A 25696-nucleotide genomic window follows, 5' to 3' on the forward strand; every position below is an offset into this window, starting at 1 on the left:
GAGGCTCCCGCCGAAGCGTCCCCCTGCCCCGCGCGTCGGCTCCCCTCCCCGGACCGGAGGTTGAGCGCTCCGCCGATCACCGCGTACGTCGCGTCGGGAGCGCCGTCGAGCCGGCGCGGGTCATGGTCGACGAAGACCACGGCGGCGCCCGCGGCGGTCCGCTCCCGCACGACCCGCTCCAACTCCTCGCGCGCGTCGGCGTCCAGGCCGGTCCACGCCTCGTCGAGGACGAGCAACTCCGGTTCGGCGAGCAGCGCCTGGGCCACGGCGACCTTCTGGGTGCTGCCCTTGGAGAGCTCCGCCATCGGCGTACGGGCGTACTCGGCGGCCCCGAAGCGCTCCAGCCACGCGTGGGCGGCGCGGGCGGCGGCCGGGCGGTCCAGGCCCTGCACGGCACCGAGGTGGGTGAGGTACTCGACGGCGGTGAACGGCAGCGCGGCGGGGAAGCGCTCGGGGACGTACGCCGTACGCGGGCGTCCCGTCACCCGGCCCTGCGTGGGCGCGTCGAGCCCGGCGAGGACGCGCAGCAGCGTCGACTTGCCTGTGCCGTTGGCGCCCTCCACCCGGATCAGCGTGCCGGGGGCGATCTCCAGGTCGACGCCGCGCAGCACCCAGTCGCCGCGGAGGCCGTACCGTCGGCCGACGCCCTCCAGCCTCAGCAGTAACTCACGTTCCATGCCCCCATCCTCGTACAGGCGAGCGAGCAGGGGGCCGGGAACGGGTCTCGCGCCTGGCAGACTGGGCGGGTGACCACCGGTGATGCCACTCAGGACAGCCCCTTCCGGGACGAGCGGACCTCCCGCGACGAGGCGCCGCAGTTCGTGCTGCCCCTGGTCGCGCACATCGAGAAGGCCTCGCCCCCGGCGCGTACGGACGCGCTGGAGACGGCGGCGCGGGCGGTGCTGGTGATGCTGAGCGACGCGCGGTCGCTGGGCGGTGGGGGTACCTCCCGCTCGAGCGAAGCCGAGAGTGGGGGAGAGTGGGCCGAGGCGATGCGGAGCTGGCAGGACGCCCGTATCCGGAAGGTGGTGCGGCGGGCACGCGGCGCGGAGTGGCGGCGGGCCGAGGCGCTGCCGGGGATCACGGTGACCGGCAAGTCGGCCGAGGTGCGCGTCTTCCCGCCGGTCCCGCTCGACGGCTGGCCCAAGGACCTGGCCCGGCTCCAGGTCTCCGGCACGGACCTCGACGACCCGGAGCCACCGTCTGACCCCGAGCCCGCGGCCCCGGTGCTGTGGCTGAACCCCGAGGTGGAGATGTCGGCGGGCAAGGCGATGGCCCAGGCGGGTCACGGGGCGCAGCTCGCCTGGTGGGACCTGGACGACGCGGCCCGCACCGCCTGGCGCGACGCGGGCTTCCCCCTCGCCGTCCGCACCGCCGCCCCCGGCCACTGGCACGCCCTCACCACCGCCGCCCTGCCCGTCGTCCGTGACGCCGGCTTCACGGAGGTCGCCCCGGGCTCCTGCACGGTGGTCGCGGACCACCGGCCGCTGCGCGGCTGAGCGGCGGCCCGAGACCCGGCCGCGCTGAATCGTGTCCGCTTGAGCGCCTTCCTCAGCCGGTTCGAAGGGCGTTGAACAACTCCAGCGCACCGCACGTACTTCCCGGTACTGGCCAAGCAACTGCTCCAACGACCAGTTGGCATCATCCGGGAGGATCACTTTGCCTCGTCTCAACGGCTCGGTCTACGCCAGCCTGGCTCTCGTCGTCACCGTCGGCGCGCTGTCGTTCCCGATGTGGTCCTACGCAGACCGTTCGGGCACCGCCCAGGCCAACATGGCTTCCAGCTCGGTGAACACGCAGTGGGGGCCGCTGACGGCCGCCGACCGGGACCTGATCATCCGTGTCCGGCTGGCGGGGCTGTGGGAACTGCCCGCCGCCGAGAAGGCCATGGCGCGGTCGAAGAGCCCCGAGGTCAGGGAGGCGGCGGACCACCTGATCGTGGGCCACAAGGACCTCGACGAGCGGGTGCGGGCCGTGGCCTCCCAGATGGGCGTCGAGCTGCCGAACGTGCCGAACGAGCAGCAGGTGGGCTCCCTCGCGCAGATGGACAACGCGACCGACGAGCAGTTCGACCGGGTCTGGGCCAACCTGCTGCGCTCCGCGCACGGCAAGATCTTCCCGGCCATCGGGCAGGTGCGGAACATGACCGAGAACACCTTGGTGCGCCAGCTGGCCTCGGACACCAACCAGACCGTGCTCGACCACATCACGGTGCTGGAGAAGACCGGCCAGGTCGACTTCGACGCGATCGCCAACGGCACGATCTGACGCGACCCGTGGCCCCGCCCCCGGGCGGCGGCCCGGGACCCGACAGGCACAGCGACACCCCCGCGGTCACCTCCGCGCTCCAAGCAACAGTTCAGTCCCCAACGATCAGTTGGTTTCCTCCGGGAGGCTCATTTTGCGACGCTCCAAGGGCTCCGTCCTCGTCGCCCTGGCGATCGCCGGCACACTCACCGCGGTCGCCTACCCCATCTTCTACTCGTACCCCAACCGCAACGCGACCGCCGCGGCCGCGCTCACGGGTGACACCGTGACCACGCAGTGGGGGCCGCTCACCCCCGGCGACCGCGACCTGCTCATCCGTGTGCGGTTGGCGGGACTGTGGGAGCTGCCCGCCGGGCAGCAGGCACTGGAGCGCAGCGGTAGCGCGTCCGTCCGAGAGGCCGCCGACCACCTGATCGTGGGCCACACCGACCTCGACAAGCGGTCGCGGGTCATCGCGGCGAAGCTGGGCGTCGAGCTGCCGAACCAGCCGACGGCGGAACAGCAGGGCTGGCTGGACCAGATGACCGCCAGCAAGACCGAGGCCGAGTACAACAAGACCTGGGCGAACCTGCTGCGGGCCGCGCACGGCAAGATCTTCCCGGCGATCGCCTCCGTGCGGAACTCCACCCGCAACACGCTCATCCGTCAGCTGGCCTCCGACGCCAACCAGACCGTGCTGGACCACATCACGATCCTGGAGAAGACCGGCGAGGTCGACTTCGCGACGATCGCCGACAACTCGGTCAGCGGTACCGCCAGCCCGACCGGCCCGCCGCCGCCCGTCCCCGGCCGGCTGCCGCCGGCCGCGCCCCCCGCCGTGCCGTCCACCAACCCGGACGTGCAGTCGAAGCCGTCGCCCTTCGAGTCCGGGAACGTCCCCACCGGACGTCCGGACCCGGAGGAGATCAACAAGGACCAGGGTCTGCCGCAGGTCCAGTAGAAAGCTCAAATGTTGCTCTGAAGGTCCCCTCCTCGGGGTTCGGCCCCGGCTGACGGGGCCATGACTCCGTCACGCCGGAACACAGGTCCGCCGTAGGGAGACACACAGGGTCCTGGTGAAGCCGTGACCGACGTGACCGAGGAGGGGACGGGGACGATGGAGCAGATCGCACAGCTGGGGACGGGGATCGGCTGGCGGCCGGAGATCGCCGACGCCGTGGAGCGCATGGCCGGTACGGACGGCGGGGTCGACTGGGTCGAGGTCGTCGCCGAGAACGTCTGTCCCGGCCACATCGCCGAATCGTTGCTGCGCCTGCGCGAGCGGGGCGTCACGGTCGTGCCGCACGGTGTCTCCCTCGGTCTCGGCGGCGCCGACCGCCCCGACGAGCAGCGCCTGCGCTCCCTCGCCGAGCGCGCGGAGGCACTGGGCGCGCCCCTCGTCACCGAGCACATCGCCTTCGTCCGGGCGGGCGGCGCCCTCACGGCGTCGCCGCTGCTGGAGGCCGGCCATCTGCTGCCGGTGCCGCGCACCCGGGACGCCCTCGACGTGCTGTGCGAGAACGTCCGGATCGCCCAGGACGCGCTGCCGGTGCCGCTCGCGCTGGAGAACATCGCGGCGCTCATCAACTGGCCGGGCGAGGAAATGACCGAGGGGCAGTTCCTGTACGACCTCGTCGACCGCACCGGCGTCCGGCTCCTCATCGACGTGGCGAACCTGCACACCAACCACGTCAACCGGGGCGAGGACCCCGCGAAGGCGCTCGGCGAGCTGCCGGTCGAGGCCATCGCGTACGTCCATGTCGCGGGCGGCTTCGAGCGCGACGGGGTCTGGCACGACAGCCACGCCCACCCCGTCCCGCGGCAGGTCCTCGACATCCTCGCCGACCTCGCCTCCCGGGTGACCCCGCCGGGTGTGCTCCTGGAGCGCGACGACAACTTCCCCGAGCCGGGGGAGCTGGAGCGCGAGCTGGGGGCGATCCGGGGGGTGCTGGAGAAGGCCGAGGTGCGGGGCCCCGGCATTCCGGGCGACAGCGCCGCCGCCTTGCGCAAGGCACGCTCGGTGGGTGCGCTCGCCCCCGAGCCGACGGCGGCCGAGACGGTACCGGCGGCGAAGGAGGCGGTCGACGAGAAGGCGGTCGAAGAGGCGGTCGAGGAGGCGGTCGAGGAGGCCGCGCCCGCCGCCCGGCAGCGGCTCGGGCTCGCACAGGCGGCGCTGCTGTCCGCGCTGGTCGCGGGGACCCCGGTGCCCGAGGGTTTCGACCGGGTGCGGCTGGGCGTCCAGGCGCGGGCCCTCGCGGCCAAGCGGGCGGACGTGGTGGCGAAGGTGGCGCCCGAGCTCCCGGAGATCCTCGGATCGTCGTACCGGCCGAGCTTCGTCGCGTACGCGCAGGGGCACCCGATGACCGACGGTTACCGGCGGGACGCCCTCTCCTTCGCCGAGCACGTGCTGCTCACGGGCCGTCCCGACGACGCGGACGTGCTGCGCGAGGTGCGCCGCTGGTGGCTGGAGCGCTCGGGCCCCGCCCCGCTCTCCCAGCGGCCGACGGCCCGCCTGGCCCGCGCGACCCGCAGGGTGCTGCTACGCCGGTGAGCCGGGGTGTTCACCCCCAGATGTGCTGCGACTAACAGACCCGTGCCCCCCACACGGGTTTGGCGTCCCGTGCGCCACGTTTTGGTGTGATTCATCCACGCCTTCGCCTACCCCATCCGGCGCACTTTGTCCCCTCCTCAACCGTTCCTCCTCATACGGCAGTTGGCGTAGACCGGGCAGTAACATACCGGTGTGTAGGCCAATCAGCACCCGTTGCGCACTAGCGTGCGGTGCCGCGAGCAGGAGGCACCATGCGAACCACCAACGGCAGAGGGGGACTGTTCAGTGGCACAGGACTCATCATCGCCGGACTGACGGCGACGCTCGTCGCGTTGCTCTTCCCGATCTGGTCGTACGCGGACCGCTCCGGCACCGGCGTGAGCGTGCTCAACGCGTCCACCGTGACGACGCAGTACGGCCCGCTGTCCGCGCTGGACCGGGACTTCGTCACCAAGGTCCGACTGGCGGGGCTGTGGGAGCTGCCGGCCGGGCAGCAGGCCCAGACGAAGGGCGGCACCCAGGCCGTACGCACCGCCGGTGAGCACCTCGTCGAGGGGCACGCCTTCCTCGACACGCGGGTCCGCAATGTCGCGGCGCGCCTGGCCGTGCCGCTGCCCAACCAGCCGAGCGACCAGCAGAAGGCGTGGCTGGACACGCTGACGGCGGCGCAGGGCGAGACGTACGACCGCGAGTTCGCCAACATCCTGCGCCTCGCGCACGGCAAGGTCTTCTCCGTCGTCGCCCAGGTCCGGGCCACCACCCGCAACTCGCTGGTCCGTGACCTCGCCGACGACGCCAACACCACCGTCCTCGACCACATCAAGGTCCTGGAGGCCACCGGGCTCGTCGACTACGACGCGATCGCCCGCGACGCCGCCTCCGCGAGTGCCCCGCCCCTGACCAACTCCCCCACGCCGCCGATCCCGTTGACCGACCCCGGCTCCCCCGTCCCGGTGGCCCCCTCACCCGTCCCGTCCCGGCCGGATCCGTCACCGACGTACACCCTGCCGCCGGCCGCCAACGGCCCGGTGGACGACGACTGAGCGGGACGGGCCCCGGCCGGACACTACGAAGGCAATTGCGGACCGCGACGGCGAACAAACGGAAGAGAGCGGCCACCTTCCCCGCGGATTACGGTCATCGCACGGTGCGACCCGGGTCCGGCGCATAGAAACGCGCCATGCTCTGGGTCCTCTTCCTCCTGCTGGCCTGGGCCGCCGCCGGCGTGTCCTGTGCCCGACTCTGTCTGACCTCGATGCGCGCGGCGGCGGCCGACTCCGACGTCCACGCCGACCACGCCCACCACTGCCACCGGCTCACGCTGTACGAGGCGGCGTTCCTGTCCGGCGGTCCGGCACGCGTCGCCGACCTCACGCTGGTCTCCATGGCCGGCGGGCGCAGGCTCCTGCTCGCCCACACCGGCTGGGTGACGGTCGTGGACCCGGACGGACGGGACGACATGGAACGCTCCGTCATCGGCGCGACAGGCCCCGGCGGACAGGCCCGGATAGCGCCCGTACGGCGGGCCGCCGCGGCCTCGGACTCCGTACGCCGCCTCTCCGACCGGCTCGTCGCGGCGGGGCTGGCCGTCCCCGAGGCCGCGCGCGCGAGCGTGGCCGACGCGGTCACCCAGGTACGGGGCGCCGCGTTGGGGGTGTGTGGACTGGGGGCGCTGGCGCTGATGCTGCCGGCTCAGGGGTTCGAGGAGCACCGCGTCCTGGTCGCGCTGTGGTTCGCGTTGCCGCTGGTGCTGACGCTCAGCTGTCTGGTCATCGCACGCGTCGAGAGGCAGCCGGGCACGCGGTGGGCGACACCGGAGGGGATGCGGGTGCTGCGGACCGTCGCGGGCCGGGGCGGAGGCGACCTGGCGGACCTCGTCTCCGTGGCGGTCTGGGGCGTGGGCGCGGTCGGGTCTCCGGAGCTGCGGGCGGCGTTCGAGCAGCGACGGTGACGGCGACACTCCCCGACGGTCCTTTACATTCGCCCTATTTCACGCCAAACATCCCTTTGTCGCTGTCGTGCTTCGGAGGGATTCGCCATGCGGGCTGCCGTGCTCTACGGGACTGTCGGGGCGGTGGTGCTGAGCGCCCTCGGCGTCGCGCCGGCCGAGGGGGACATGACCCGGACGGCGGCGGACCCGGTCGCCGTCGCGGCCGAGCGGGCCGCGGGCGAGGGCATCCGGTTCGGGAAGTGCCCGGTGGCGGAGGGGCTGCCGGACGGGGTGCGGTGCGGGACGGTCGAGGTGCCGCTCGACTACGCCCGGCCCGACGGACGCCAGATCTCACTGACCGTCAGCCGCATTGCGGCGAAGGGGAAGGACGCGAAGGGGAGGAAGGTCGCCCGGCAGGGAGCGCTCGTGTTCAACCCGGGCGGGCCCGGCGCCTCCGGGATGTTCTTCCCGCTCGTCGGCCACCTCCCGGACTGGAAGCGCGTCGGCGCCGCCTACGACCTCGTCGGCTACGCCCCGCGCGGGGTCGGCCGCTCGGCACCGCTGTCCTGCCAGGACCCGAAGCGCCTGCACCGGGGACCCGCCCCGGCACCTACGCACCCCTCACCGGCGTACAAGAAGGAACGCGTCGCGCGCGCCAAGGCCTACGCGCGGGACTGCGCGCGGCGTGGCGGGAGCGCGCTGCGGCACTACCACTCCCTCAACAACGCCCGTGACCTGGACGTCCTGCGCGCCGCGCTCGGCGAGCCACGACTGACGTTCATGGGGGCCTCGTACGGGACGTACCTGGGGGCGCTGTACGCCTCCCTGTTCCCCTCGCACGTCCGCCGGATGGTCTTCGACTCGGCCGTGAACCCGGCCCCCGAGCAGATCTGGTACCGCAACAACCTCGACCAGTCGGCCGCGTTCGAGGGGCGCTGGGCGGACTTCCGGGCCTGGGTCGCCAAGCACCACCGGGTCTACGGGCTGGGTGACACCCCACGGAAGGTGCTGCGGAGCTACGAGCGGGCGGCGGCGCGGCTGGCCGCCCGGCCCGCCGGCGGCAAGGTCGGCCCGGCCCAGCTGCAGGGCGCTTTCCTCCAGGCCGCGTACTACGACGACCTCTGGCCGCAGCGGGCCCTGGCGCTCTCCGCGTATCTGAAGGGCGACCCGGAGCCGCTGGTCCAGATCGCCGGTCCGTACCCGGAGGCCGTCGTCGAGCAGGAGAACGCGAAGGCCGTCTACACGGCCGTCGAGTGCAACGACGCGCCCTGGCCGACGCGGTGGAGGGACTGGGACCGCGACAACACCCGGCTCGCACGGACCGCGCCCTTCGAGACCTGGGACAACGTGTGGACGAACCTGCCGTGCGCCTACTGGAGCGGCCCGCGTCAACGGCCGCTCGACGTGCGGACCGGGCCCGGTGAGCTGCCGCCGACGCTGATCCTGGCGGCCGAGCGGGACGCGGCCGCGCCGTATGACGGGGCGATCGAGCTGCACCGGCGGCTCTCGGGGGCGGCCCTGGTGACCGAGCGGGACGCGGGGAACCACGGGGTCGCGGGAGGGACGAACAGGTGCGTCAACGGGTACCTGGAGGCGTACCTGTTGGAGGGGCGGGTGCCGGAGCGGAGGGCCGCGTGCGCGGGGCGGCCCGAGCCGAGCGCCACTGGGCGCAAGGCCGTCGGGGAACCGCGGGCCGCGGTGGCTGATCGCGCAGTTCCCCGCGCCCCTCACGGGGCCTAGGCGAGGCCCGCCACCAGCTCCGCCACCGACTTGCGGCGGCCCGTGTAGAACGGGACCTCCTCGCGGACGTGCATCCGGGCCTCCGAGGCACGCAGGTGCCGCATGAGGTCGACGATCCGGTACAGCTCGTCGGCCTCGAAGGCGAGGATCCACTCGTAGTCGCCGAGCGAGAAGGACGCGACCGTGTTGGCCCGGACGTCCGGGTAGCCGCGGGCCATCTTGCCGTGGTCGGCGAGCATCCGGCGGCGGTCCTCGTCGGGCAGCAGGTACCAGTCGTAGGAGCGCACGAAGGGGTAGACGCTGACGTAGTCGCGGGGCGTCTCGTCGGCGAGGAACGCCGGGATGTGCGAGCGGTTGAACTCGGCGGGGCGGTGCAGCGCCATGTTCGACCACACCGGGGTGAGCGCGCGGCCCAGCCGGGTGCGGCGGAAGAGGTTGTACGCCTCCTGGAGCTGGTCGGCGGTCTCGGCGTGCCACCAGATCATGACGTCGGCGTCGGCGCGCAGGCCCGACACGTCGTACGTACCGCGGATGGTCACGTCCTTGGCGGCGAGCTGGTCGAACAGCTCCTGGACCTCGTCGGCGTACCCGGCGCGGTCCTCCGGCAGTACGTCCTTCAGCTGGAAGACGGACCACAGCGTATAACGGATGACCTCGTTGAGGTCCTTGGCCAGCTTGCCCTTGTTCGGGGTGCGGCCGGACTCGGTGGTGGGGGCGTCGTCGCTCATGGGTCTCATTCTCCCGCTCCGCCGTGGAGGCTCTGCACCGGGTGGGCGGTGAGGTGCCGCACCGCGCGCAGGTCACCGTGGATCTGGTCGACCGCGTCGGCGGCGCTCGCGACGCACGCCGGGATGCCGACGCCGTCGTACGCCGCGCCGCACACCGCGAGGCCCGGCAGCTTGCCGAGGTGCTCGCGGAGACGGGCCACGCGCGCGTGGTGGCCGACCGGGTACTGCGGCAGGCCGTCGTCCCAGCGGGTGACGCGGGTCTCCAGGGGGGTGGCGGTCAGGCCGGTGGCCTCGCGCAGGTCGGTTCTCGACACCTCCACCAGGTGGGCGTCGTCGTGCTCCAGGATCGCCGTCTCGCCGTGGCGGCCGACCGAGGTGCGCAGGACCAGCAGGTCCGGGTTCTCGTCGGCGATCCAGCCCCACTTCTGGGAGGCGAAGGTGGACGCCTTGATGGTGCGGCCGTCGACCGGCGGCACCAGGAACCCGCTGCCCTCGGGGAGGGTGACGTCGGCGCGGCGGTAGGCGAGGGTGACCAGGGCCATCGAGGCGTACTCGACGAAGGCCAGCTCGGTGGCGGCCTCGGGCGCCTCGGCCCGCAGCAGGCCGGCGGCGACGGGGGCGGGGACGGCCACGACGACGGCGTCCGCGTGCAGCACGAGGGCGTCGTCGTCACGGGCACGCGCCACGCCCGACGAGCCTCCGGCGACGACGCGCCAGCCGCCCGAGGCCAGGCGGCGCAGTTCCGTGACGGGCGTCCGGGTGAGGATCTCGGCGCCGCGTGCCCGCACCGACTCGGCGACCGCGAGCGGCAGTTGCCCCACACCGCCCTCGACACCCATGAAGACCGGGCCGGTCTGCCGGGCGGCGGCCGCCCGCTCCTGGATGCCCCGGACGGCCTCGGTGAGGGAGGTGTGGGTCCGCGCTACCTCGAAGAGCTGCGGGACGGCCGAGCGCATCGAGATGCGGTACGCGTCGCCCGCGTAGACCCCGCCGAGCAGCGGCTCCACCAGACGGTCGACGACCTCGCGGCCGAGGCGGGCGGCCACGTACTCCCCCACCGCCACGTCGTCGCCGATCTCGGTGCGCGGCAGGTCGGCGTCGCGCTCGATGCGCGCCAGGCCCTCGTCGGACAGGACACCGGCCAGGGCGGACGCGGTGCCGGGAACGCCCATGACGTGCCCCTTGGGCATGGGGCGCAGGGCGCCCCGGGTCCAGAGGGAGGCGGTGGCGGTGGCGGGCGGCTGGAGCCGGCCGGCGAGGCCGACCTCCCGGGCGAGGGCGACCGCCTCGGGCCGGCGGGCCAGGATCGACTCGGCGCCGAAGTCGACGCGGACTCCCGCGATCTCGCCCGGCAGCAGCTTGCCACCGACGCGGTCCGAGGCCTCCAGGACGGTCACTCTCGCGCCCCGGTCCAGCAGCCCGTGCGCGGCGGCCAGCCCCGCGATGCCGGCCCCGATGACGACGACGTGTCCGGCGTCGCGCCCGACGTCCGTACGTGATCCGCTCATGGTTCCACCCTCTCAGACGTCACTGACAGTCATGTCGCCGGTCCCGCCCGCCCGGCGGCTCAGCCGTGGCCCCGCCGAGTCCCGACCGTGACCGCTTCGCGACTGCCCGCGCCCAACGTTCCGGTCCGCTCCGGCGTCAAAGGACCGTCAGCACGACAGACAGGCATTTCTCGACGCCCGGGGGGCACACAGCAATGGCCGACACACTCGTACGACGTTCCCGGCGGCCCGCAGGGGCCCTGGCTGCCCTGTTCCTCGCCGCCGCCCTGGCCCTCACGGGCTGCAGCGCCCGTGACGACTCCTCGGGCGGCTCGAACAAGAGCGCCGCGGAGGCAGGGAGCCGGGCCGACGACAGCATGGCCGGGCAGGAGGGCGCCCTCTCCGAGCAGAGCGGCAACAGCGACTCCACCGGCAAGGGCAAGGGCTCCGACGCGCCGCCGAGCGTCAGCCCGAGCCACATCATCCGCACCGCCACCCTGACCGTGCGGGTCAAGGACGTGCCGAAGGCCCTGGACGAGGCCCGCACCGCCGTCGAGGGCGTGGGCGGGTTCGTCGGCAGCGAGTCCACCACCCGGGACGGCAAGGACCGCGAGCGCACCCGGGTCGTCCTGCGGGTGCCCGCCGAGAAGTACGAGGAGGTCCTCACCGAGCTGGAGGGCACCGGCAAGCTGATCGAGCGGAAGACGAAGGCCGAGGACGTCACGGACCAGGTCGTCGACGTGGAGAGCCGCATCAAGACGCAGCGGGCGAGTGTGGCCCGCATCCGGGAGCTGATGGACCGGGCGACCAAGCTCGGCGACGTGGTCACCCTGGAGGGCGAGCTGAGCACGCGTCAGGCCGACCTGGAGGCCCTGCTCGCCCAGCAGAAGTCCCTGAAGGACCGCACCAGCCTGGCCACCATCACGCTCACCCTGTCCGAGACCGCGGTGAAGAAGGCCCCCGTGGACGACGACCCCGGCTTCGTGGACGCGCTGGCCGGCGGCTGGAACGCGTTCGTCGCCGTCTTCCGCTGGCTGGCCATGGCCCTCGCCGCGATCCTCCCCTTCGCGGTGACGACGGCCGTGGTGCTGCTCGTGTGGTACCGCCTCACCCGATCCCGCCGGCCCGCGCCGGTGGCGGCCGGAGCGGCGGCATCGCTCTCGGCCCCCGGACCGGCCGAGGAGGAGCGGGAGGAGCGGGAGCAGCGGCAGGAAGGGGAGTGACGCGGGTCCCGGATGCGGGACCCCCGTAGCGTGTTCCCATGAACACGAGCCGCGCTGAAGAACGTTCGAGGGAACGCCTGGTGGTCGTCGGAGGCGACGCGGCGGGCATGTCCGCCGCGTCGCAGGCCCGTCGGCTGAAGGGCCCCGACGCCCTGGAGATCGTGGCGTTCGAACGGGGCCACTTCACCTCCTACTCGGCGTGCGGCATCCCCTACTGGGTCGGCGGCGACGTCCCCGAGCGCGACCGGCTGATCGCCCGCTCGCCCGAGGAGCACCGGGCCCGGGACATCGACCTCCGCATGCGTACGGAGGTCGTGGAGATCGACGTCGAGGGCTCCCGCGTGCGGGCGCGGGACCTCGACGCGGGCACCGAGTCCTGGACCGCGTACGACAAGATCGTCATCGCGACCGGCGCCCGCCCGATCCGCCCCGACCTGCCCGGCGTCGACGCGGCCGGGGTGCACGGCGTGCAGACCCTGGACGACGGCCAGGCCCTGCTGGACACGCTGACCGCCACCGAGGGCCGTCGCGCGGTGGTCGTCGGCGCGGGATACATCGGCGTGGAGATGGCCGAGGCGCTCATCAACCGGGGGTACGAGGTCACGGTCGTCAACCGCGGCAAGGAGCCGATGTCCACCCTGGACCCGGACATGGGCCGGCTGGTGCACAAGGCCATGGAGGGCCTGGGCATCACCATGGTCGACGACGCCGAGGTCACCGCCCTGCGCACCGGCGACGACGGCCGGGTCCGCGCGGTCGCCACCGAGGACGCCGAGTACCCGGCGGACGTGGTGGTGCTGGGCATCGGTGTACGCCCCGAGACGACCCTGGCGAAGGCGGCAGGCCTTCCCCTGGGCGAACACGGCGGCCTGCTCACCGATCTCGCGATGCGCGTGCGGGGCCACGCGAACATCTGGGCCGGCGGCGACTGCGTCGAGGTCCTCGACCTGGTCTCGGGCCGCGAGCGGCACATCCCGCTCGGCACCCACGCCAACAAGCACGGGCAGATCATCGGCGCCAACGTCGGCGGCGGCTACGCCACGTTCCCCGGGGTCGTCGGCACCGCCGTCAGCAAGGTCTGCGATCTGGAGATCGCCCGCACCGGCCTGCGGGAGAAGGACGCCGACCGGGCCGGCCTCCAGTACGTCACCGTCACCGTCGAGTCCACGAGCCGCGCGGGCTACTACCCCGGCGCCGCCCCCATGACGGTGAAGATGCTCGCCGAACGCCGCACCGGCCGCCTCCTCGGCGTCCAGATCGTCGGCCGGGAGGGCGCGGGCAAGCGCGTCGACATCGCGGCGGTGGCCCTCACCGCGGGCATGACGGTGGAACAGATGACCGCCCTGGACCTCGGCTACGCGCCCCCCTTCTCCCCGGTCTGGGACCCGATCCTGGTGGCGGCGCGAAAGGCGACGGCGGCGGTGAGGTCGGGCGCTTCCTGAGCCGGGCACCTGGTAACCAAGGGGGTCATGTCGCTTTTGAGGGGCGCGGGGAACTGCGCGACCAGCCACGAATCACCCGCACCCGGCGACGCACAGCACCCCCACGGCGCTCACCCGGCACTCCCCCGGCTCCCCGTCACATGGCTGACGTACCGGTGATCCGATCGATCGCCTGCCGCGCCTGATCCGCCGGAGGCCGCGACGGCAACGAGGACACCGACGCGGCCGACGTCACCGCGGACGTCACCGCGGCGGGCGGCGCCGTCGGCGCCGAGGCCGGCTTCGCGTGCGCCGCAGGCCGCGCCGACCGCAACCGGTGGCTCACGGCCTCGTCCAGCGTCACCGGCCGCTGCATCCGGGCGGCCAGCCGCCCGGCCTCCTGGCCGAGCGCGGCCACGTCCTCCCAGGGCAGCCGCACCACCAGCGAGATCTCGGCCTCACCATCAGGGGTGGCGTGCATCGCCGGGGCAACTCGGTCGTTCATCGCCTGTTCCTCACGTAGATACGTAGATCCGCGGTTGAGAAGTCATACGCACCACCCGCCCCGTACGTTCACCGGCCACCGACCTGCCTGATTCCGGCCCCGTATCGGGGGCACAAGTCCGGTGTGGTCATCCCCGTCCATGACGTGAACCCCGCGCGCCGCACGCCCTACGTGACCTACGCGCTCATCGCCGCGAACGTCTTCGTCTTCGTCTTCATGCCGGGTCTCGCCGGCTCCGTGCCGGGTGACAGCGAAGTGGCCCGGCTGTGCCACACGCAGGCGTTCCTGGAGCAGTACGCGGCGATACCCCAGGAGTTGATCCGCCATCAGCTGCCGCGGCTGGTGCCCACCGGCGAACTCTCTCTGTCGGGCGGCTGCGCGCTGGGCCCGCCGGGCTACGACAAGTCGCCCGCGCTCTCCGTCCTCACCGCGCTGTTCCTGCACGGCGGCTGGGTGCATCTGCTGGGCAACATGCTGTTCCTGCTGATCTTCGGCAACAACATCGAGGACCGACTGGGCCACGTACGGTTCGCCCTGTTCTACGTGGCCTGCGGGTACGCGGCGTCGTACGGCTACGCCTTGCTCAACGCCGACTCCGGGGAGCCCCTGATCGGCGCGTCCGGGGCGATCGCCGGGGTCCTCGGCGCGTATCTCGTCCTCTACCCGAAGGCCAGGGTCTGGATCCTCGTCCCGTTCCTGCTCTTCCTGCCGCTGAGACTGCCCGCCTGGCTGGTGCTGGGCTCCTGGTTCGTGCTCCAGGCCGTGTACACGTCCGAGGAGAGCGTCTCCGACATCGGCACGGTGGCCTACACGGCCCACCTGGTCGGCTTCGTCGCCGGCATGCTCCTCGCCTGGCCCCTGCGCCCCGGCACCCCACCGCCGCCCGAGCCACGCGGCCTGCTGTTCGGCAGGCGGGCGCGGCCGGGGTGGTGAGGGCAGCCGACGGAAGCGGCGTACCGGCTGAAGGTCTCACCAACTGGGCGTGCTCGGCCCGACAATGCTGTACATGGTGCAGCAGGTCGGCAATCACATGGGTGGGGTCGTGCACGGGGCCGTGGTACAGGCCGGGGTTGTGCATGGCGGGGTGCACATGCATCAGGTCGAGGCCAGAACTCCCCAGCAGCTACCACGGCGAGCTGGGCCGTTCGTGGGGAGGAGAGACGACCTCGCGCGGCTGGCGCAGGCCGGGAGTTGTGTGCTCCACGGGACTGCGGGCGTCGGCAAGACCGCTTTGGCCCTGCACTTCGGGCACGAGGAGGCGGAGCGGTTTCCCGACGGTCAGCTCTACGCCGATCTGCGCGGCTTCGCGCCCGGGCCTCCCGCGGCCGCGACCGAGGTGCTGCGTGGATTCCTTCTCGCGCTGGGCGTGCCCGAGGCTTCCATACCGCCGGAGGAGTCCGCCATGGCCGCCACGTACCGCAGTGCCATCGCCGGACGTCGCCTGTTCATCCTGCTCGACAACGTCCGCAACAGCGCGCACGCCAGGCCTCTGCTGCCCGCGGACGGGGCCGGCGTGGTCGTCATCACCAGCAGGCACCGCCTGGACAGCCTGGCCGCGCGGGAAGGGCTGCCTCATATCGGTCTGGATCTGCTTTCCTCGGCGGACGCGTCAGCCCTTCTCACCAGACGGATCGGCGCCGAGCACACCGCCGCTGAGCCCGATGCCGTGACCGCCCTCGTCCACGCATGCGCCCGTCTGCCGCTCGCACTGTGCCTCGTCGCCGCTCGGACGGCGGGCGAGCCCGGCACTCAGATCGCCCACATCGAACGCGAGCTCCGGGACGAACGCTCCCGTCTGGACAATCTGGCCCTGGACGAGACCGACACCGATCTGCGCGCGGTTTTCTCCTGGTCCGTCCGTGCTCTCTCTTCCAGCGCAGCCCGGCTCTTCCGGCTGACCGCCGTCCACCGCGGCCCGGACCTCACCTTGGCTGCCGCCGCCTCTCTGCTCGGCGCCGAGGAGTCCGCGACGCGACCTCTGCTTCGGCGGCTGGTGTCCGGTGCGCTTCTGGAGGAGCACGCCCCTGGCAGATACCGCAGCCATGACCTGCTCCGCGCGTACGCCGCCGGTCTTTCAGCCGAGGAGAGAACGGAGGGTGAGCAGGCCAGGTGCCGCCTGTTCGACCACCTGTTGCACACCGGACTCACGGCCAACCGTCGGCATGCCCGGTTTCGCCAGGGCATCGACCCAGGCCCGCCGGCCGCCGGCACCGTGATCGTGTCCATCGCCGACCTGGCCGAGGCGAACGACTGGTTCCGCAGCGAGCGCCTGAACCTGATCGCGGCCGTGACCGACGCCGAGCAGCATGGTCTGGATGCCTATGCGTGGCAGCTCCCCTGGGTGCTGACCACCTTCCTGTACCGGCACGGCCACTGGGACGACCTGACAACCGTCCAGACCATCGCCGCCGCGGCGGCGGCACGCGTGGGCGACACCCCTGCCCAGGCCCGGGCCTACAGAGACCTCGGCCGCATCGCGGTGCGGCTGGGTCGGTACGAGGACGCGAGAGACCATCACACGGAGGCGCTGCGGCTGTGCACCGAGTCCGGTGACGCCCGTGGCCAGGCACACAGCCACTATGCGGTGAGCCTGGCGCTGGAGCGGCTGGCCGCCTACAACGACTCCCTCTCCCACGCCCGACGGGCCCTGGAACTCTACGAGACCGAAGGGAACGACGCCTGGCGCGCCGCGGGGCTCAACCGCCTCGGCTCCGTGTTGACCATGGTCGGCGATCATCAGGCCGCACTGGCCTACTGCACGGAGGCCTACGCTCTTCTGGTGGCCCTGGAGGATCGCTACTACCAGGCCCATGCCCTGGCCAGCCTCGGACTGATCCACCACCGTACGGGCTCCCACGACGAAGCGATCGGTCACTATCAGGCCTGCGTCGGACTGTGGCGCGACTTCGGCAATCGCTTCGAGGAGGCCACCGCCCTGCACCGGCTCGGGGATGTGCGCTTGTCGGCGGGAGATCGGCAGGCGGCCTTGCAGGCGTGGTCGCGGGCGCTCCAACTGCTGGAAGAGCTGGGGCACGCCGAGGCGGAGACCATACGCGGCAAACTCTCCGACGTGCGCCTGAACGACACATGCTGACCATCGATGCCGCTGCGGGCGGTGGCGGCCTGCTCCGCACGGCATTGCCCCTCTCTGTCGCGCTAGGTGTCCCGGTCCGGCTGCGCAACGTCCGCGTCACCGCGCCGGAAAGGGGACTGGCTTGGCCGCACGTACGGCTGGTCGAGGGTTTGTGCGGGTGGACCGACAGCGACGCCGGCGATGTACGGGCCGGCGACACGGACCTGATCTTCCGGCCCGGTGGCATCCGCCCGGTCGGGAACCTCCGGATCGACCTCGACGACCCCCCACGTACCTTCGAGCACCGCGACATCACCCTCCGGCGCGACTATTCCGGTGCCAAGGACGTCTTCCCTGGCGGGCTGCCCGACGTCGGCGGCCGCTCGGTGCGCGGCTACTCGGTGTGCGCCCCGCTGATCGCGCTGCTGCCCTTGCTGCCCCTGATGGGACCACGCGCCACGGTGACCGTGCGGGGCGGGACTGAGACCGGCGGCGCACCGTTCGCCGACGCGGTCAGATACGCGTTGCTCCCCGCCCTCGCGGCCCAGTTCAAGGTGGGTCTGGCGATGTCCGTGGACCAGCGCGGCTGCATCGGGATCGGCGGTGGAGAGGTCACCGCCGCGGCCGAACCGGCCCCTGTCGTGCTGCCGACAACACCGACCTGTGCTGGAACGACGGCATTTCTGTACCTGTTCGGTGCCGTTCGGGGGAACGTGCCGTCACGGTGGCGGGATGGCGTGCGGCCCTGGCTGCCAGGTCCGCTGCGCACCGAGGTGGTCCACGTGGCGTATCCCGTCCCCAGGATCCAGCAGCTCTTCCTGCTCGGCGGTGGGTGGCCGCGCGACGTCAGCGTCTGTGCGGAGGAAGGACTGCCCCTGGCCGCGCCGGAGGTGCGGGAACGGGTGCTTGCCGAACACCGGAACACCGGACATGTCAGCCGTTTCCTGCTGGAGCAGATGCTGCTCTGGGCAGCGGTTCGCGGCGAGCGAGCGTGCTGGACCACCGAGCACTGGACGGATCACCTGCGGTCGGTCGCCCTGGTGATCCGCGTCCTGTCCGGCCGCACGGTGATCACCCGCCGCTTTTCCGACACGGTCGAGGTGACGCTGGACTAGGGCGGTCCGCCTCAGAGCCACTCCAGGCGGGCCCGGAGATCATCGGCCTCTTGGTGGTGCAGGGCGTCGAGGATGCGCAGCGCCTGTTCCCATCGGTCACGCGCCGCGGTGGGCCGGTTCACCGAGAGGTCGATCTCACCGAGCCGGATGTGAATGGTTGCTTCGTAGTAGCGATCCCCGAGTCGCCGGAACAGTTCCAGGGCCGCGCCGTAGCAGTCCGCGGCCTGGGTGAGGTGGCCGAGTCCCCGGTGGGCGTGGGCGATGCTCTCCAGGGTGTAGGCCTCGTCGTGCTGGACGCCCAGCCGCCGGAGCCGGGGGAGAGCCTCCTCGCAGTGGGCCAGCGCCTGCTCGTGGTCACCCGAGAGGGTCTGGTACCAGCCCACCGCGTTGAGGGAGCGGGCGTGTCCGACCTCGTCCGCCAGCGCCCTGTACAGCGCGAGCGCCACCTCGGCCTGTTCAAGGGCCCGGTCGTACTGCGCCGTGAGCTCGTAGGCCCAGGCGTAGTTGAGCCGCACGCCGGCCTGCAGGCTGTCGGCTCCCAGGGCCGCGAACTCGTTGACGGAGGTCTGGAAGTGGCGAAAGGCGTCGTCGTAGCGGCCGAGTCGGGTGCAGGCGTGTGCGAGGTTGCGGCTGGTCCAGGCACGACCCAGGGGATCGTCCAGGCGTTCGGCCGCGGCACGGGCGAGGGTCTGCGCTGTGACCTGATCGTGCCAGTGGCCGCGTCGGTCCAGGAAGTCGGTCAGGGACCAGGCCAGTTGCCAGGCATGTGTCTCCAGTCCGTTGGCGCTCGCCTGGGCGAGGGTGTTGAGCAGGACGGGGTGTTCGGCCTCGTACCAGGCGAGCGCCGCGTCGTAGTCGTTCACCGGCTCGGGCCCCACTCCGTGCCCGGGTGCGGCGAGGGTCAGTGGCGTGCGGTGCGGGTCCAGGCACAGTGCCGCGGAGTGTGCGGTGTGCAGGTAGTGGTCTGCAGCGCGTCGGCGGGCCTGCGTCTGCTGGAGTTCGGTGTCGGCGGTCTCGGTCTGCTCCATGGCATAGGTACGCAACAGATCGTGGAAGGTGTAACGCCCCGGCAGACGTTCGTCGACCAGGTGGCTGCGGGCGAGGTGCTCCATGGCACGCCGTGTGCTGTTCAGGGGCATGGCGGTGAGGCTGGCGGTGGCAGCTGCCGAGATGTCGGGGCCCGCGTGCGTGCCGAGGAGCCGGAAGACGCGGGCCGGTTCTGTGGCGAGTAGGCCGTAGGACCAGGAGAAGACCGCTCGTACGTCGGTCATGACGTCCCCGGTGTCCAGGGTGTCGAGCACGGCCCGAGCGTGCTTCAGCTGGCCGGAGACAGCGCTCAGCGGCATGCCCGCGCGCTGGGCCGTGCGGGCCGCGACAATACTCAGAGCGAGCGGAAGACGCGCACAGCGTTCGATGATGTCGGCGACTGCATCGCGTTCCCGCGCGACCCGGTCGGCGCCGAGGCGGCGGGCCAGCAGCTGGTGGGCCTCATCCACCGTGAGCAGGCCAAGGGTCAGCGGATGAGCGCCTTCGGAGGCGACCAGGCCGGTCAGTTGGTTGCGGCTGGTCACGATGACCATGCAGGTCGCACTGCCCGGCAGGATGGGCCGCACATGGTCGGTGTCCCGGGCGTTGTCCAGGACCAGCAGCACCTGACGGCCGGCCAGGAGACTGCGGTAGAGGCCGACTTGGGCTTCGGGACTGGGAGGCTGGCGGGAGGCGTCCACACCGAAGGCGTCGAGGAATCCGCGGATGACGTCCGCCGGCCGGACGGGCGCACCGCTGGGATCGAAGCCCCGGAGGTTCACATACAGCTGCCCGTCCGGGTACAGATGGGCAACGCGGTGCGCCCAGTGCACCGCGAGAGTGGTCTTGCCGACGCCGGCGGTACCGTCGATGGCGGAGATGACCACCATTCCGCCGGTTCCCTCAGCCTGTGCCATGAGCGTCGAGAGGGAGTCGATCTCCGAGATCCGCCCGACGAAATGGCGGGTAGCACCTGGTAATTGGCGTGGCTGGAGTGCGTCGGCGCGGCCGAGTCCGGTGATGTTGATGACTTGGTCGCCGTGTACGGTGCAGGCGGCCTGCCGCGAGGGCGCCTGCTGGAGAAGGCCGAGCAGGGCACCGGCCGCCTCCGGATGCGCGGAGAAGAGCACGCTGAGCCGTTCCTGCCACTGTGTTTCCGCCGTCGACAGGTACGCGGCACGGCTGTCTTCGTCCGTGCCGATGATGCGGCCCTGCGTCTGTTCAAGAGCCTGGGCCACGGCTTCCGCCTCGTCGGGTTGATAGCGCTGCCACAGGGCGACGATCCGGTTCTTGGCCGCTGTCCACGTGTCGGTCAGCATGGCACCCACGAGCATGGATCCGGCGCTGACTGCGAGTGTCACGAGCTCGGCGTCCACCCTGCCCCCTCTTCGTCTTCACTTGACTGTATGACCGCGGGGTTGCCCATCTACGCCTGCGGAGCTGGGCATTCCCGTTCGAATCGTGGGACCGGGCGCAGGTCCGGGCCGATGAGATCGGCCGAGGACAAGGCCAGCAGATGAGCCAGCCGGTCGGTGCTGCCCCACCCGACTGCCGGTACCTGTCGGCGTGCCGCTTCCGATCCGTAGAAGGAGGCGAGTTCACCGGCTCCGTCGTCGACGGCTCGCTGCGGCGACCAGGTGGGGAAGGCATCGCGAAAGCGGTCGAACCGTACCGTGTAGGTCCTTTGGTCCGTGGCCGGCCGGTGGCGGATCTCGGCGGTCGGAACGGCTTGTCGAACCATGTCGGCGACCTCGTCCAGCTTGTGGTTCAGGGTGGTGCAGCCCACGTTGTACACACCTACCCGGACGAGGGACGTCTCGGCGGACAGGACGTGGGCGATGGCACGTGCGGCATCGTGGACGTGGAGCATCGGCCTGCGGATGTCAGGGCCGTTGACGTGGACGACGCCCCGTCGCACGGCTGTCCCGACCATACGGTTGAGCAGGATGTCGCTCCGGAAGGCCGCCGACGGGCCGAACAGGGTGGCGAAGCGCAGCGCGACCGGACAGAAGCCGTCCGTCGCGAGACCCAGCAAAGCACGTTCCGCGGCGAACTTGCTTGCCGCATAGGCGGTCAACGGGGCGACCTGACTGGATTCGTCGACCTCGCTGAGGGAAGTGTGCCCGTACACACTGCACGACGACGCCAGGACGAAACGACCCACACCTACGTTTCGCGCGAGGGTGGCCAGCCGGACCGTCGCGGCGTGGTTGATGGCATGGGTGGCTGAAGCGGACAGCTCACCGCATGCGTCATTGCATACGGCGGCGAGATGGACCACGGCGTCGAAGCTGGCGATATCGCTGCCCTTGATATCGCGGATGTCGCACAGGGAGGAGGCGAAATTCGCTTCGAACAGCCCGATGTCGAATCCGCCGACATCATGCCCGTCCCCGCGCAGGAGGTCGTGCAGGACTCGGCCCAGATAGCCGCGGTTGCCGGTGATGAGGATCTTCATGAGGCGACATCACTCCCGTCTGCTGTTATCACCTGCGGGTGCCCCGGGAGGGACGCACCAGAGGCAAGCGTGACGGTGGAGCGGAGCCACGGCAACGAGTCCGTTTCTTCTGCGGACAACGCCCATCCAGGCGACTGGACGACCACACAGCTGACCTGGACACTCATCGGACCGGTCCGGACAATATGCCGAAGATCCGGATAATTTACGGGGGTTCACGTGCCACGCCCAGAACAGCCGCTGACGCGTGATGGTTCGCCGTTACGCGAGTTCGCCTTCCGGCTGCGCGGCCTGCGTGCGGCTTCCGCTCTCACCTACGCACAGTTGTCGTCGCGCACCGACTACTCGGTCAGCACCCTCCAGGAAGCAGCTGCCGGCCGCCGACTGCCCACCCTGGCCGTCACGTTGGCCTTCACCGGTGCATGCGGTGGCGACACGGAGGAGTGGGAGGCGCGATGGAAACAGGTCCGTGCCCTTTCCCGTCCCAGCAGTGTCCTCGAAGCCCATGGTGATCCGTCGGCACCGGCCGGACCAAACGCGGTGCCGGACGCGGAGGCGAGCGTTCACACGGGAGCGGTCGACCAGCGCGACGAGGCGGGGAAGGGGGCCAGGCGCCTACGCCTGCCCCGGAGTGACAGGCTGGTGTGGTTGACGGGCGCGTGCGTCGGCGCCACGGCCGTCGCCGCCGCGTGCGCAGCCATAGTCGCTTCGTCGGATGCGCCGACGGCCCCGTCGGAGGCGGTGATCGTGGTGCAGAACAAGGTAGCCATCGGTCCCGACCAGTTGGTGGAGGACTCCACTCCCTCGTATCTGTCCTCCCGGACGGTCTCTCGATGCTCCCTGCGCGACTGTGAGCTTTCGGGCACCGGCATGTGGAGCGGCACCAAACTCGTGGCAACCTGCTGGATCCACGGCGAGCGCCTCACCAATCAGGATGCCTCCTCCGCCGGCATCGAGCGGAACACACACGGGGTGACCTCGAACCGCTGGTATCGCGCCGACTGGCCTGACGGGCGCAGCGGATACCTGTCCGAGGTCTATGTCGCGGCGGACGACAGAGGCGGGCTCGGGCTACGCCCATGCGATGCGGACGCCGACTGAGTCGCGGTGTGCCGGTGCTCGGCGAGTTCCGTCAACGCACGGTCCGCGTGTGGACGTACTCCACCAGCCGGGTCAGGGCGTCCGGGTCGGTGCTGGGCATGACGCCGTGGCCGAGGTTGAAAATGTGGCCCTCCAGGCCGGCGGCGGAGTCGAGGACCTCGCGGGTCTTGGCCTCGACGGCCTCCGTGCCGGCGAACAGGACGGTCGGGTCGAGGTTGCCCTGGAGCGCCTTGCCGGGGCCGACGCGGCGGGCGGCCTCGTCGAGCGGGACGCGCCAGTCGACGCCGACGACGTCCGCGCCGGCCTCGCCCATGAGGCCCAGCAGCTCACCGGTGCCGACTCCGAAGTGGATGCGGGGGACGCCGTACCCGGCGACGGCGTCGAAGACCTTCGCGGAGGCGGGTAGCACCGAGCGGCGGTAGTCCGCCGGGGCCAGCGCTCCGGCCCAGGAGTCGAAGAGCTGGACGGCGGAGGCGCCCGCCTCGATCTGGACCTTCAGGAACGCGGAGGTGATGTCCGCGAGGCGGCCCAGCAGGTCGGCCCAGAGCTCGGGGTCGCCGTACATCATCGCCTTGGCGTTCTCGTACGTGCGGGACGGGCCGCCCTCGACGAGGTAGCTGGCGAGGGTGAAGGGGGCGCCGGCGAAACCGATGAGGGGGGTCGCGCCGAGTTCGGCGGTGAGCAGGCCGATGGCCTCGGTGACGTAGGAGACGTCCTCGGGGGTCAGGTCACGGAGCTGGGCGAGGTCGGCACGGGTGCGGATCGGCTTCTCGACGACCGGGCCGACGCCGGGCTTGATGTCGAGGTCGATACCGATGGCCTTGAGCGGGACGACGATGTCGCTGAAGTAGATCGCGGCGTCCACCCGGTGCCGGCGGACCGGCTGGAGGGTGATCTCCGTGACCAGCTCGGGCCGCATGCAGGACTCCAGCATGGGGATGCCCTCGCGCGCCTTCAGGTACTCGGGGAGCGAGCGCCCGGCCTGCCGCATGAACCACACCGGTGTGTGCGGCACGGGCTCGCGCCTGCACGCCTTCAGGAAGGCTGAGTTCTGGACGGCGTCGCGGGTGGCGGTCGGCTGGTGGCCCGAGGGGCTGGCGTTGGCACTCACGGGGCAAAGTCTCGCACGCCCGCTTGACAGTGACGGCCCGGGCCGGGGACGACGGGGGTGCGGGCCGGAGCGAGGGGGACCGGTGCTCGTGCGGCCGGCGCCTCCGTCCGTCGCCGGGGCCCGCGTTCGCTCAGCGCGATGCGACCGTGACCCAGCGCACGGGTGTCTTGCCCTGCGCCGGAGCCCCGTTCCCCTTACTGTTCCGGCATGGCTGCGGCTCAGGGACGACTGTCGGACGGCGCTGGCGGGATGGACGACGCGAAGGAGGGGGAGCGCGATGCGAGGGAGACGGCACCGCTGCCGTTCCGCTCCGCCGTCGAAGCGCTGCGGGCCACCCGGCTGCGGCCGGAGATCGAGATCGAGTCGACCAAGCCACCCCAGCGGCTCGCCCCGTACGCGTACGCCCTGGAGGCCGCGGTCGTCGAGGGCGACGAGGATCTGGCCGACGGCCGGCTGGTGCTGTTGCACGACCCGGCGGGGCATGACGCCTGGCAGGGCACGTTCCGGCTGGTGACCCTGGTCCGGGCGGAGTTGGAGCCCGAGATGGCCGCCGATCCGCTGCTGCCGGAGGTGTGCTGGTCATGGCTGACGGGCGCGCTGCAGTCCCGGGGGCTGTCGTACGGGGAGCCGAGCGGGACGGTGACCCGGGCGAGCTCGCACTACTTCGGCGGACTGGCGGCGCGGCCGGCCGCGTCGCAGATCGAGATCCGGGCGTCGTGGACCCCGCGCGAGGTCCTGGGCGGGGTTCCCGACACCGCCGCGCATCTCGCCGCGTGGTGCGACCTGCTCGCCCAGATCGCGGGCCTGCCTCCGGCGGTCGACCCGGGGGACGCGGCGGTGGTGTCGCTGCCGCAGCGGCGGGGGCCGCAGTCCCGCTGAACCTCTCAGCCCTCTGAACCCTTTTCCCTTCAAGGACCGTGCTCCGCGGAGCACGGTCCTTTTCTGCGCGCGCGAGCGACCACGCCGACCGAAACCATCACTTTGTCGATACGGCCACTTTCGGCCGCGTATCGACATGAAGCGACACCGTTCGATCTTCGAATGATCGAAGATTTGTCCGAATTGAACGTATTGTTACTCACCAAATCGTGATCATTCTCTAAAGGAGCAGAGGTTTGGTGCCGAAGACCTCTGTGACCTTGAAAGCACGGTTCGTCCCGGCTTCAACCCCACGAGCCCAGCGAGCCGCCCCCCGTCCCGCACCCAGGAGGCCTGGTGTCCGTTCTCCTCGAGCAGCCCGCAAGCCTGGTCGCCTACCGTCCGAACAAGCCGACCGCGATGGTGGTGGTGGCGGATCCCCGGGTCCGGTCCACCGTGACCCGCCACCTGTGGGCCCTCGGGGTCCGCGACGTGATCGAGGCCTCGTCCATCGCCGAGGCCCGTCCCCGCGTCGGCAACCCCCGTGACATCTGCGTCGCAGACGTTCACCTGCCGGACGGTTCCGGCCTCACCCTTCTCTCCGAGACCCGTGCGGCGGGGTGGCCCAACGGCCTCGCCCTCTCCGCCGCCGACGACATCGGCGCCGTACGCAACGCCCTCGCCGGTGGCGTCAAGGGATACGTCGTCACCGGCACCCGCACCAACATCGGACTGCCCACCCGCCCGGGCGGCTACCGGGAGCTGTCGGGACGCGAGGTCGAGGTACTGCGCCTGGTCGCGGAGGGACAGTCGAACAAGGCGATCGGCGTCTCCATGGGCCTGTCCGCGCTCACGGTCAAGAGCCACTTGGCCCGAATCGCACGCAAGCTCGGCACCGGCGACCGCGCCGGAATGGTGGCGGTGGCCCTGCGCACCGGGATCATCCACTGACACCGAGGACCCGAGCGGCAAGAGGCCGGGATTCTCCCTGTCCGTCCGGCCTCTCCTGGTTCGCCGGGAACATTCACTGACACGTGTGACACATGACTGGTTTACGACCCCGGAAGGCCCGTCGGCGGAACGTTCCGTCGGCGGGCCATGTCCATACACGGATACCCTTGA

Annotated in this window: 22 protein-coding genes; 15 read left to right on the top strand and 7 right to left on the bottom strand. The window is 71.5% G+C overall.

Annotated elements, in window-relative coordinates; all coding sequences use genetic code 11:
• Window positions 1–677 (bottom strand): ATP-binding cassette domain-containing protein (locus tag P1P70_RS09575; protein WP_319236199.1); only part of this gene is annotated, 677 nt, incomplete at its 3' end.
• Between the two features lie 69 nt (window positions 678–746).
• Between P1P70_RS09575 and P1P70_RS09580 the strand changes: the two genes are divergently transcribed.
• The 7 genes from P1P70_RS09580 (at window position 747) to P1P70_RS09610 (ending at window position 8468) form a co-directional block, all read left to right on the top strand.
• The gene (locus P1P70_RS09580; protein ID WP_319236201.1) at window positions 747–1499 is read left to right on the top strand and encodes a peptidyl-tRNA hydrolase; all 753 of its coding nucleotides are present in this window, start codon (window positions 747–749) and stop codon (window positions 1497–1499) included.
• Between the two features lie 160 nt (window positions 1500–1659).
• Window positions 1660–2268: a DUF4142 domain-containing protein gene (locus P1P70_RS09585; RefSeq protein ID WP_319236203.1), complete on the top strand. Its 609-nt coding sequence runs from the start codon at window positions 1660–1662 to the stop codon at window positions 2266–2268.
• A gap of 133 nt (window positions 2269–2401) precedes the next feature.
• Window positions 2402–3208, top strand: a complete 807-nt coding sequence (locus tag P1P70_RS09590) for a DUF4142 domain-containing protein (RefSeq protein ID WP_319236204.1) — start codon at window positions 2402–2404, stop codon at window positions 3206–3208.
• 156 nt (window positions 3209–3364) lie between these two features.
• Window positions 3365–4798, top strand: a complete 1434-nt coding sequence (locus P1P70_RS09595) for a DUF692 domain-containing protein (protein WP_319236241.1) — start codon at window positions 3365–3367, stop codon at window positions 4796–4798.
• Between the two features lie 251 nt (window positions 4799–5049).
• Complete coding sequence (locus P1P70_RS09600) at window positions 5050–5841, top strand: DUF4142 domain-containing protein (RefSeq protein WP_319236206.1); 792 nt, start codon at window positions 5050–5052, stop codon at window positions 5839–5841.
• A 137-nt stretch (window positions 5842–5978) separates the two neighbouring features.
• Window positions 5979–6749: a TIGR04222 domain-containing membrane protein gene (locus P1P70_RS09605; RefSeq protein WP_319236208.1), complete on the top strand. Its 771-nt coding sequence runs from the start codon at window positions 5979–5981 to the stop codon at window positions 6747–6749.
• Window positions 6750–6836: 87 nt separating this feature from the next.
• Window positions 6837–8468 (top strand): alpha/beta hydrolase, encoded by a 1632-nt coding sequence (locus P1P70_RS09610; RefSeq protein WP_319236210.1) that lies wholly within the window; start codon window positions 6837–6839, stop codon window positions 8466–8468.
• On the opposite strand, the gene hemQ is transcribed toward P1P70_RS09610, so the two are convergent.
• Window positions 8465–9196: a hydrogen peroxide-dependent heme synthase gene (hemQ, locus tag P1P70_RS09615; protein ID WP_319236211.1), complete on the bottom strand. Its 732-nt coding sequence runs from the start codon at window positions 9194–9196 to the stop codon at window positions 8465–8467. The two genes, P1P70_RS09610 and hemQ, sit on opposite strands and share 4 nt — an antisense overlap.
• Window positions 9197–9201: 5 nt before the next feature.
• Window positions 9202–10704: a protoporphyrinogen oxidase gene (gene hemG / locus P1P70_RS09620; RefSeq protein ID WP_319236213.1), complete on the bottom strand. Its 1503-nt coding sequence runs from the start codon at window positions 10702–10704 to the stop codon at window positions 9202–9204.
• A 194-nt stretch (window positions 10705–10898) separates the two neighbouring features.
• Between hemG and P1P70_RS09625 the strand changes: the two genes are divergently transcribed.
• Both P1P70_RS09625 and P1P70_RS09630 read left to right on the top strand, forming a co-directional pair.
• Window positions 10899–11906: a DUF4349 domain-containing protein gene (locus P1P70_RS09625; RefSeq protein WP_319236215.1), complete on the top strand. Its 1008-nt coding sequence runs from the start codon at window positions 10899–10901 to the stop codon at window positions 11904–11906.
• Window positions 11907–11944: 38 nt separating this feature from the next.
• On the top strand, window positions 11945–13348 hold the full coding sequence (locus P1P70_RS09630) for an FAD-dependent oxidoreductase (RefSeq protein WP_319236217.1): 1404 nt from the start codon (window positions 11945–11947) through the stop codon (window positions 13346–13348).
• A 136-nt stretch (window positions 13349–13484) separates the two neighbouring features.
• On the opposite strand, the gene P1P70_RS09635 is transcribed toward P1P70_RS09630, so the two are convergent.
• Window positions 13485–13832, bottom strand: coding sequence for a hypothetical protein (locus tag P1P70_RS09635; RefSeq protein ID WP_319236218.1), 348 nt, complete (start codon window positions 13830–13832; stop codon window positions 13485–13487).
• Between the two features lie 123 nt (window positions 13833–13955).
• Between P1P70_RS09635 and P1P70_RS09640 the strand changes: the two genes are divergently transcribed.
• The 3 genes from P1P70_RS09640 (at window position 13956) to P1P70_RS09650 (ending at window position 18020) form a co-directional block, all read left to right on the top strand.
• Window positions 13956–14765: a rhomboid family intramembrane serine protease gene (locus P1P70_RS09640; protein WP_319236219.1), complete on the top strand. Its 810-nt coding sequence runs from the start codon at window positions 13956–13958 to the stop codon at window positions 14763–14765.
• 214 nt (window positions 14766–14979) lie between these two features.
• Window positions 14980–16926, top strand: a complete 1947-nt coding sequence (locus P1P70_RS09645) for an ATP-binding protein (RefSeq protein WP_319236220.1) — start codon at window positions 14980–14982, stop codon at window positions 16924–16926.
• On the top strand, window positions 16920–18020 hold the full coding sequence (locus P1P70_RS09650) for an RNA 3'-terminal phosphate cyclase (RefSeq protein ID WP_319236222.1): 1101 nt from the start codon (window positions 16920–16922) through the stop codon (window positions 18018–18020). Before P1P70_RS09645 ends, P1P70_RS09650 begins: the two co-directional genes overlap by 7 nt.
• An 11-nt stretch (window positions 18021–18031) precedes the next feature.
• Here P1P70_RS09650 and P1P70_RS09655 read toward each other — a convergent pair whose 3' ends face one another.
• Both P1P70_RS09655 and P1P70_RS09660 read right to left on the bottom strand, forming a co-directional pair.
• Entirely contained in the window at window positions 18032–20407 is a 2376-nt protein-coding gene (locus P1P70_RS09655) for an ATP-binding protein (protein WP_319236224.1), read from the bottom strand.
• A 65-nt stretch (window positions 20408–20472) separates the two neighbouring features.
• A complete protein-coding gene (locus P1P70_RS09660; RefSeq protein ID WP_319236226.1) occupies window positions 20473–21504 on the bottom strand; it encodes an SDR family oxidoreductase in 1032 nt (343 codons plus the stop codon).
• A gap of 219 nt (window positions 21505–21723) precedes the next feature.
• On the opposite strand from P1P70_RS09660, the gene P1P70_RS09665 reads away from it, so the two are divergent.
• Complete coding sequence (locus tag P1P70_RS09665) at window positions 21724–22605, top strand: helix-turn-helix domain-containing protein (protein WP_319236228.1); 882 nt, start codon at window positions 21724–21726, stop codon at window positions 22603–22605.
• A 31-nt stretch (window positions 22606–22636) separates the two neighbouring features.
• On the opposite strand, the gene hemE is transcribed toward P1P70_RS09665, so the two are convergent.
• Entirely contained in the window at window positions 22637–23716 is a 1080-nt protein-coding gene (gene hemE, locus P1P70_RS09670; protein ID WP_319236229.1) for a uroporphyrinogen decarboxylase, read from the bottom strand.
• Window positions 23717–23923: 207 nt separating this feature from the next.
• On the opposite strand from hemE, the gene P1P70_RS09675 reads away from it, so the two are divergent.
• Both P1P70_RS09675 and P1P70_RS09680 read left to right on the top strand, forming a co-directional pair.
• Window positions 23924–24595 (top strand): DUF3000 domain-containing protein, encoded by a 672-nt coding sequence (locus tag P1P70_RS09675; RefSeq protein ID WP_319236230.1) that lies wholly within the window; start codon window positions 23924–23926, stop codon window positions 24593–24595.
• A 336-nt stretch (window positions 24596–24931) separates the two neighbouring features.
• Complete coding sequence (locus P1P70_RS09680) at window positions 24932–25525, top strand: response regulator transcription factor (RefSeq protein ID WP_319236231.1); 594 nt, start codon at window positions 24932–24934, stop codon at window positions 25523–25525.
• The last annotated feature ends 171 nt before the right edge of the window (window positions 25526–25696 follow it).

The organism is Streptomyces sp. MB09-02B (assembly GCF_033794485.1).
Lineage (GTDB): Bacteria > Actinomycetota > Actinomycetes > Streptomycetales > Streptomycetaceae > Streptomyces.

What these genes read in the sequence shown, in the direction of transcription:
- P1P70_RS09595 (WP_319236241.1), top strand. Translation starts at nt 3,365, where the DNA reads ATGGAGCAGATCGCACAGCTGGGGACGGGGATCGGCTGGCGGCCGGAG.
- P1P70_RS09600 (WP_319236206.1), top strand. Translation starts at nt 5,050, where the DNA reads ATGCGAACCACCAACGGCAGAGGGGGACTGTTCAGTGGCACAGGACTC.
- P1P70_RS09605 (WP_319236208.1), top strand. Translation starts at nt 5,979, where the DNA reads ATGCTCTGGGTCCTCTTCCTCCTGCTGGCCTGGGCCGCCGCCGGCGTG.
- P1P70_RS09610 (WP_319236210.1), top strand. Translation starts at nt 6,837, where the DNA reads ATGCGGGCTGCCGTGCTCTACGGGACTGTCGGGGCGGTGGTGCTGAGC.
- hemQ (WP_319236211.1), bottom strand. Translation starts at nt 9,196, where the DNA reads ATGAGCGACGACGCCCCCACCACCGAGTCCGGCCGCACCCCGAACAAG.
- hemG (WP_319236213.1), bottom strand. Translation starts at nt 10,704, where the DNA reads ATGAGCGGATCACGTACGGACGTCGGGCGCGACGCCGGACACGTCGTC.
- P1P70_RS09625 (WP_319236215.1), top strand. Translation starts at nt 10,899, where the DNA reads ATGGCCGACACACTCGTACGACGTTCCCGGCGGCCCGCAGGGGCCCTG.
- P1P70_RS09630 (WP_319236217.1), top strand. Translation starts at nt 11,945, where the DNA reads ATGAACACGAGCCGCGCTGAAGAACGTTCGAGGGAACGCCTGGTGGTC.
- P1P70_RS09635 (WP_319236218.1), bottom strand. Translation starts at nt 13,832, where the DNA reads ATGAACGACCGAGTTGCCCCGGCGATGCACGCCACCCCTGATGGTGAG.
- P1P70_RS09650 (WP_319236222.1), top strand. Translation starts at nt 16,920, where the DNA reads ATGCTGACCATCGATGCCGCTGCGGGCGGTGGCGGCCTGCTCCGCACG.
- P1P70_RS09660 (WP_319236226.1), bottom strand. Translation starts at nt 21,504, where the DNA reads ATGAAGATCCTCATCACCGGCAACCGCGGCTATCTGGGCCGAGTCCTG.
- P1P70_RS09675 (WP_319236230.1), top strand. Translation starts at nt 23,924, where the DNA reads ATGGCTGCGGCTCAGGGACGACTGTCGGACGGCGCTGGCGGGATGGAC.